Source organism: Streptomyces sp. NPDC057474, assembly GCF_042802555.1.
Lineage (GTDB): Bacteria > Actinomycetota > Actinomycetes > Streptomycetales > Streptomycetaceae > Streptomyces.
Map to the genome: position 1 here is coordinate 1 of NZ_JBHVDX010000345.1, position 7,183 is coordinate 7,183.

Annotated in this window: 6 protein-coding genes and 1 riboswitch; of the genes, 5 read left to right on the top strand and 1 reads right to left on the bottom strand. The window is 70.8% G+C overall.

Features of this window, described 5'->3' with window-relative positions; translation table 11 throughout:
* The first annotated feature begins 40 nt into the window (after positions 1 to 40).
* A riboswitch (guanidine-III (ykkC-III) riboswitch) is annotated at positions 41 to 101 on the top strand.
* 28 nt (positions 102 to 129) lie between these two features.
* Positions 130 to 450, top strand: coding sequence for a DMT family transporter (locus tag ACFU53_RS45165; protein ID WP_384005869.1), 321 nt, complete (start codon positions 130 to 132; stop codon positions 448 to 450).
* Between the two features lie 10 nt (positions 451 to 460).
* On the opposite strand, the gene ACFU53_RS45170 is transcribed toward ACFU53_RS45165, so the two are convergent.
* Positions 461 to 3,193 carry a transglycosylase domain-containing protein gene (locus ACFU53_RS45170; protein WP_384005877.1) on the bottom strand — a complete coding sequence of 911 codons (2,733 nt, stop codon included), beginning with the start codon at positions 3,191 to 3,193 and terminating at the stop codon, positions 461 to 463.
* A 962-nt stretch (positions 3,194 to 4,155) separates the two neighbouring features.
* On the opposite strand from ACFU53_RS45170, the gene ACFU53_RS45175 reads away from it, so the two are divergent.
* The 4 genes from ACFU53_RS45175 to ACFU53_RS45190 all read left to right on the top strand — a co-directional run.
* Complete coding sequence (locus ACFU53_RS45175; protein WP_384005871.1) at positions 4,156 to 4,956, top strand: ABC transporter permease; 801 nt, start codon at positions 4,156 to 4,158, stop codon at positions 4,954 to 4,956.
* A complete protein-coding gene (locus ACFU53_RS45180) occupies positions 4,949 to 5,830 on the top strand; it encodes an ABC transporter permease (RefSeq protein ID WP_384005873.1) in 882 nt (293 codons plus the stop codon). The genes ACFU53_RS45175 and ACFU53_RS45180 overlap by 8 nt, the downstream gene beginning before the upstream one ends.
* 15 nt (positions 5,831 to 5,845) lie before the next feature.
* On the top strand, positions 5,846 to 6,919 hold the full coding sequence (locus tag ACFU53_RS45185) for an ATP-binding cassette domain-containing protein (RefSeq protein ID WP_384005875.1): 1,074 nt from the start codon (positions 5,846 to 5,848) through the stop codon (positions 6,917 to 6,919).
* Positions 6,920 to 7,053: 134 nt separating this feature from the next.
* A partial coding sequence (locus ACFU53_RS45190; RefSeq protein ID WP_384005878.1) for a DUF1707 domain-containing protein occupies positions 7,054 to 7,183 on the top strand: 130 nt, incomplete at its 3' end.

Below are 7,183 nucleotides of genomic sequence, written 5' to 3' on the forward strand. Positions count from 1 at the left end.
GGGCTGGTGACCATGGTCACCAGCCCCTTCGGCGTCTGCTTGCTACCTTTGAAGGAGCCCGACGAGACGCGCCGTACCGGGACCCGCAAAGACGACGCACCCCCGAGTTCTTCTTACGGAGGTGCCCCCATGGCCTGGGTTCTGCTCGTCGTCGCCGGACTGCTCGAGGTCGGCTGGTCGATCGGGATGAAGTACACCGACGGATTCACCCGGCCGCTGCCCAGTGTGCTCACCGGCGCCGGCATCGTCGCCAGCATGATTCTGCTCTCGTACGCCGCCAAGTCGCTGCCCATCGGTACCGCGTACGGCGTGTGGGTGGGGATCGGGGCGGCCGGGGCGGCGGTGTTCGGCATGGTGTGGCTGGGGGAGCCGGCCACCGCCGCCCGGATCTTCTTCGTGTGTCTGCTGCTCGTGGCCGTGGTGGGTCTGAAGGCCACCTCCGGTCACTGAGCAGCCGTAGTTACCCGAACGGCCCCACCGATGTCTCGCCCCCTGTCGTCGCTCCGCCGTCCGTCGTGCCTCCGTCGGTCGTGGTGCCGCCTGTGGAGGTGGTGCCGCCGTCCGTGGTCGTGCCGCCTGTGGAGGTGGTGCCGCCGTCCGTGGTCGTGCCGCCCGTGGACGTCGTGCCGCCGTCGGTCGTGGGCGTCCCGCCGGTGGTCGTGCCGCCGTCGGTCGTGGGCGTGCCGCCGGTAGTGGTGCCGTCGTCGGTGCCGCCGTCCGTCGGGCCGTCGGTCTCCTCGTCGCCCGTGGCGCCGCCGGTCTCCTCGTCGCCGGTGGCGCCCGGTTCGTCGGCGGGGGTGCTGGGCGGGGTGTAGACGACGTCGGCGCCGACCTGGAGGTCGAGGTCGAACTCCTTCACCTTCTTGCCCTTCAGGGCGTCCTTGGTGAACTGGGCCCAGATCTCCGTGGGCGCCCCGCCGCCGTTGATGCGGTTCAGGCCCATGGCGCCGTACAGCGGCTTGTGGGCGCCCGTCTTGGGGTCCTGGCCCATGACGGAGACGACGGTGGCGAGGTCGGGGGTGTAGCCGGCGAACCAGGCCGCCTGGTCCTCCTCGGCGGTGCCGGTCTTGCCGGCGACCGGGTGGCCGGAGGCCTGGGCGGCGGTGGCGGTGCCGCTCTCGACGACGCTCCGCAGGATGGACGTGGTGGTGTCGGCGGCCTTGCGGCTGACGGCCTGCGTGGACTCCGTGACGGGGATCTTGATCGCCGCGCCGTCCTTGCTGATCTTCTCGATCATCGTGTACGTGCCGTGCTTGCCGTGGTTGGCGAGCGTGGCGTACGCCTCCGTCATGTCGAGGACGCTCGCGGTGGCGGTGCCCAGGGCGATGGACGGGTACGGGTTCATGTCCGGGGTGTTCTTGGGCAGACCGAGGTCGATCGCGGTCTTCTCCACCTTCTCGGGGCCGACGTCCACGGCCATCTGCGCGTACACCGAGTTCACGGAGCTCTGGGTGGCCTGGCGGACGGTGGTGTTGCCGTAGTTGACGTAGTCCTCGTTCTCGGGGGCGTACGTCTCGCCGGGCCAGCCCACCACGGGGCGCCTGTTGGTGCCGTCGTAGACGGTGTTCGGGGTGATCGCCTGGCCGCTCTGGTTGTTGGAGGCGTTCTCCACGGCGGAGGTGAACACGAACGGCTTGAAGGTCGAGCCGACCTGGAAGTCGCGGCGGGTCGCGTTGTTCACGTACTGCTTGGTGTAGTCGATGCCGCCGTACATCGCGATGACCTTGCCGGTCTTCGGGTCGATGGAGACACCGCCGGCGCGGACGTAGTTGTCGGCCTTGCGGTTCTTCTTGTCGAGCTTGTCCATCAGTTGGTCGTCGACGGCCTTGATGAAGGCGTTCTGCATCTTGGGCTGGATGGTGGTGGTGATGCGGTAGCCACCGCCGTTCTCCAGCGCCTCCTCGTCGATGACCTTGTTGGTGATGAGGTACGACTTGATGGCCTCGACTAGGTAACCGCGCTGCCCGGAGAAGGCGGTGGACGTGGTGGCCTGCTTCGGCATCGGGAACTTCGCGCCGGTCCGCTCGGACTGCTCGAGCCAGCCCTCCTTGACCATGCCGTCGAGGACGTAGTTCCAGCGGGCGACGGCCGCGTCCTTGTTCTCGGGGTGGGCGACGACGTCGTACATGCTCGGCGCGTTGACCAGGGCGGCGAGGTAGGCGCCCTGCTCGGCGGTGAGTTCGTCGGCGTCGACGCCGTAGTAGGCCTGGGCGGCGGCCTGGATGCCGTAGGCGTTGCGGCCGAAGAAGCTGGTGTTGAGGTAGCCCTCCAGGATCTCGTCCTTGGTCACCTCACGGTCCAGCTTGATCGCGATGAAGAACTCCTTCACCTTGCGGGTGACGGTCTGGTCCTGGGCCAGGTAGTAGTTCTTCACGTACTGCTGGGTGATCGTCGAACCGGACTGCTTGCCCTTGCCGGTCGCGGTGTTCCAGCCCGCGCGGACCATCGCCTTGAGGTCGATGGCCGGCTCGGAGTAGAAGTCGCGGTCCTCGGCGGCCAGTACGGCGTGCTGGGCGGCCTTGGAGACCTTCGACAGCGGGACGTTCTCGCGGTTGACCTCGCCGTCCCGGGCGATCTGGGTGCCGTCCGCGTACAGGTAGACGTTGCTCTGCTTGGTCGCGGCGTCCTGCGGCTTCGGGATGTGGACCATGTTGTAGCCCAGCACGAAGGCGCCGACGATCAGCATGATCCCGACCACGAAGGCGCCGAGCACCATGCGCCAGGTGGGGATGAGCCGCTTGAAGCCGGTGCGCTTGGGCCGCTTGGGCTTCTTCGCCTTGCCGCCCCCGGCCGCGGGGTCGGGCGTGATGTCGGGCACGGCGGCGGGCGCGGTGGCGGATGCGGTGGCGGCGGCCTTCCCGGCGGGGATGACGCCCAGGGCCTGGGTGGGCGTGTCCGGCACCGGCCGGGCGGGCGCCGCGGCGGACTTCAGGGCCGGCGTGATGCCCAGGGTGGTGGTGGGCGTGTCGTCACCGGCGGCGCCGGATGCCGCGCCGGGCGTCCGGGGGGCCTTGCCGTCATGGGCGCCGGTGGGCCTGGTGTCAGGGGCTCCGGCGGGGTTGCCGTCGCGTCCGGCGGTGGGCCCGGTGTCACGGGGGCCGGTGGGGCTGCCGCCCAGTGCGCCGGCGGCCCTGGCGGCCCTGGCGGCTCTGGCGGCCCTGGCGGCCCTGGCGTCAGGGACTCCGGCGGGCATGCCGTCACGTCCGTCGACGGGCTTGGCGTCACGAGTTCCGGAGGGGTTGCCGTCACGCGCATCGGCAGGCTTGGCGTCGCGGTTTCCGGCGGGCTGGCCGTCGCGGGCTCCGGCGGGCCGTCCGTCACGGGTCCCAGCGGGCTGACCGTCACGTGCCCCGGCGGGCTTGCCGTCAGAGGTCGGCGTCGGCTTGGCCTCCGGCGTCCGGGCGGATCCCGCGCCGGGCTTCCCGCCGGGAGTCGAGCCGGGCTTCCCGCCGAGTGCCGCACCAGGCTTCCCGCCGGACGCCGCATCAGGCTTTTCGCCGGACGCCGCACCGGGCTGCCCGCCGGGCACCGCGCTGGGCTTCCCGCCAGGCGCCGCGCCGGACGGCCCACCAGGCGCTGCGCCGGACTGCCGGTCGGGCGTCGCGCCGGGCTTGCCGTCCGGCTTCCCGCCGGGCGTCGTACCGGGCTTCCCGGCGGACGCCGCGTCAGGCCTCCGGGTGGACGCCGCGTCAGGCCCCCCGGCGGGCGCCGTGTCAGGGCTCCCGCCCGGCGTCGTGCCGGGCTTACCGTCGGTGTTTCCCTTGGCGGCGTTGTCGCCGGACCCCGGAGGCGTGCCCGGAGTGCGTCGCTCCGGGTCTCTCGGTGCCCAGCCCGGGCCGTTCCGCTTCGGCTGCGGCTCGTCGCTCATCGTGCTGCCGTGCTCCTGTTTTCGCGTCGTACGTTCATTTCCGTACGGACTCGTACGCTTTGCGCCCGCTCCGGGCCGGTTCTGCGCCCCTGAGTAAAGACTCTCGCACCGTTCGATCCGTTCCCGGATCCCGCCACGCGCCCCGCACACCCCACGAGCGCCACCGTCCGCCCCCGAAAACGCGTGGCACGCCACTCCGGCCGCGGACTAGGCTTCTTCGCTTCGGCCCGAATCGGTCCAGGCCTCGGCCTTTCGCCTAACTCTTCGCAGCGGATGGGGGTTTCCTCGTGGGCACAGGGCGGTTGTACGCCGCCGTCGCCGCCGGTGGTTTCAGGCGGTACGCGACATATCGGGTGGCCACCGCCGCGGGGGTGTTCACCAACACCGTCTTCGGCTTCATCCTCGCATACACCTACCTGGCCCTCTGGCATGAGAAGCCCCACCTCGGCGGCTACGACCAGGCGCAGGCCCTCACCTATGTATGGGTCGGCCAGGCGATGTTCGCGGTGATGGTGCTGGGGAGCGCGGGGTTCGAGGAGGAGTTGATCGAGCGGATCCGGACCGGGGACATCGCGGTCGACCTGTACCGGCCGGTCGACCTCCAGCTGTGGTGGCTCGCCGCCGACATGGGCCGGGCCCTGTTCCAGCTGCTCGGACGCGGTGTCGTCCCCATGGTCTGCGGCGCTCTCTTCTTCGACCTGGCACTGCCCTCCGGCCCGCTGCCCTGGCTCGCCTGTCTCGTGGCGGTCGCCCTCGGGGCCCTCGTCAGCTTTGCGATCCGGTACATCGTCGCCCTGTGGGCGTTCTGGCTCCTCGACGGCGCCGGAGCGATGCAGATCACCTGGCTCACCGGAGTGTTCTTCTCCGGGATGCTCCTCCCGCTGAACGTCTTCCCCGGCGCGCTCGGCGACCTCGCCCGCGTCCTGCCCTGGTCCGCGCTGCTCCAGGCCCCGGCGGACGTCCTGTTGGGCGAGGCCGACCCCTGGGGGACGTACGCCTTCCAGCTCGCCTGGGCGGCGGTACTGCTGGCGGTCGGGCGGCTGATCCAGTCGGCGGCGACGCGAAAGGTGGTGGTCCAGGGTGGCTGACCTCGACGAGCGCGCGGTCGCGAGGGTCAAGGAGGAGAACCCGTTCGGCGAGTACGGCGTGTACAGCCGTGTACGGGACGGTCTGCGCGCCTACCGCATGATCGCCGCCATGTGGATCCGCTCCACGATGGCCTACCGCGCCTCCTTCGCCATGACGACCTTCGGGAACTTCGCGGCGACCTCGTTCGACTTCGTCGCGATCCTGCTGATGTTCTCCCAGGTCGACGAGTTGGGCGGCTTCAGCCTGCCCGAGATCGCCCTCCTGTACGGCACCTCCGCCGTCGCCTTCGGGCTCGCGGACCTGATGATCGGCTCCATGGACCGGCTCGGCCGCCGGGTCCGCGACGGCACGCTGGACACCCTCCTCGTCCGCCCGGTCCCGGTGCTCGCCCAGGTCGCCGCCGACAAGTTCGCGCTGCGCCGCCTCGGCCGGGTCACCCAGGGGTTGTTCGTCCTCGGGTACGCCCTGACCACGCTCGACATCGCCTGGACACCGGTCAAGGTGCTGCTGATCCCGTTGATGGTGTGCAGCGGCGGGCTGATCTTCGCGGCGGTGTTCGTCGGGGGCGCGGCCTTCCAGTTCGTCGCCCAGGACGCCTCCGAGGTGCAGAACGCCTTCACGTACGGCGGCGTGACCCTCCTGCAGTACCCGCCGTCCCTGTTCGCCAAGGACCTGGTGCGCGGCGTGACCTTCCTCCTGCCGCTCGCCTTCGTCAACTGGGTGCCCGGGCTGTACGTCCTGGGCCGCCCCTACCCCCTCGACCTGCCGACCTGGCTGGCCTTCGCACCCCCGCTGGTCGGCGTGGCCTGCTGTGCGCTGGCGGGTCTCGCGTGGCGGGCGGGGCTGCGTTCGTATCGGAGCACCGGGAGTTAGGGAGTCAAGGGACACATGAGCGATGCACTGGGAGCGGACACGGGCGTGGACACGGACACGGACACGTACGTGGACACCGGCGCGGACAGGGGCGCGGGCGGGGATCGGTTCATCGAACTCGACCGGCTGGAGAAGGTCTTCGACGTCCGGAAGAAGACCGGGTTCCTGCGCCGGGAGCGGCGCGAGGTGCGGGCGGTCGACTCGATCTCCTTCACCGTGGCGCGCGGTGAGATGGTCGGTTACATCGGCCCGAACGGCGCCGGGAAGTCCACGACGATCAAGATGCTGACCGGCATCCTGACGCCGAGCGGGGGCCGCGTGCGGGTCGCGGGCATCGACCCGTCCCGCGAGCGGACGCGGCTCGCCCGGCGTATCGGGGTGGTGTTCGGGCAGCGTACGACCCTGTGGTGGGACCTCCCCCTCATCGACTCCTACCGGCTGATGCACCGCATGTACCGCATCCCCGACGCCCGATACCGCGAGAACCTCGACCGCTGCGTCGAACTCCTCGAACTGGGCGCCCTGCTGGACGTGCCCGTACGGCAGCTGTCGCTCGGCCAGCGCATGCGCGGGGACATCGCGGCGGCGCTGCTGCACGACCCCGAGGTGCTGTACCTGGACGAGCCGACGATCGGGCTCGACGTCATCAGCAAGGCCAAGGTCCGGGAGTTCCTCAAGGAGCTCAACACCGAGCAGGGCACGACCGTGCTGCTCACCACGCACGATCTCCAGGACATCGAGCAGCTGTGCCGCCGGGTGATGGTCATCGACCACGGGCGCCTGATGTACGACGGGCCGCTGACCGGGCTGCACGAGGTGGGCGAGAGCGAGCGCACGCTCGTCGTCGACCTGGAGCGCGAGCTGCCGCCGATCGAGGCGGCGCCCGCCCGGGTCGTACGGGTGGAGGGGCCCCGGCAGTGGCTCGCGTTCCCGGCGTCAAAGTCGGCGGCCCCGCTGGTGGCGCGGATCGCCTCGGAGTATCCGCTGATGGACCTGTCGGTGCGGGAGCCGGACATCGAGGTCGTGATCGCCCAGATGTACGCGCAGCAGGCGGAGCGGGTGGGGGAGCCGGGGCCGGCCGTGTCGTAGGCCAGGGAAGGGGCGGGGAGACGGGCGGGCAGTCGGGCGGGGAGTCGGGCGGGGAGTCGGGCGGGGAGCCGGGCGGGGAGTCGGGTGAGGTCGTCTCGTTCCCCCGTGCGGGCGTTCCTCGTAGGCTGATTCGTATGACGGACGACTTGCCGGATCTTCCGGCCGCCGCGGACCTTCGTGCCTCCGACGCCGATCGTGAACGAGTCTCCGAGCAGCTGCGGGACGCCCTCGCGGAGGGGCGGCTCGACATGGAGGAGTTCGAGG

Excerpts from the sequence above, each read along its gene's own strand:
- ACFU53_RS45165 (WP_384005869.1), top strand. The coding sequence starts at position 130 with ATGGCCTGGGTTCTGCTCGTCGTCGCCGGACTGCTCGAGGTCGGCTGG.
- ACFU53_RS45170 (WP_384005877.1), bottom strand. The coding sequence starts at position 3,193 with ATGCCCGCCGGAGTCCCTGACGCCAGGGCCGCCAGGGCCGCCAGAGCC.
- ACFU53_RS45185 (WP_384005875.1), top strand. The coding sequence starts at position 5,846 with ATGAGCGATGCACTGGGAGCGGACACGGGCGTGGACACGGACACGGAC.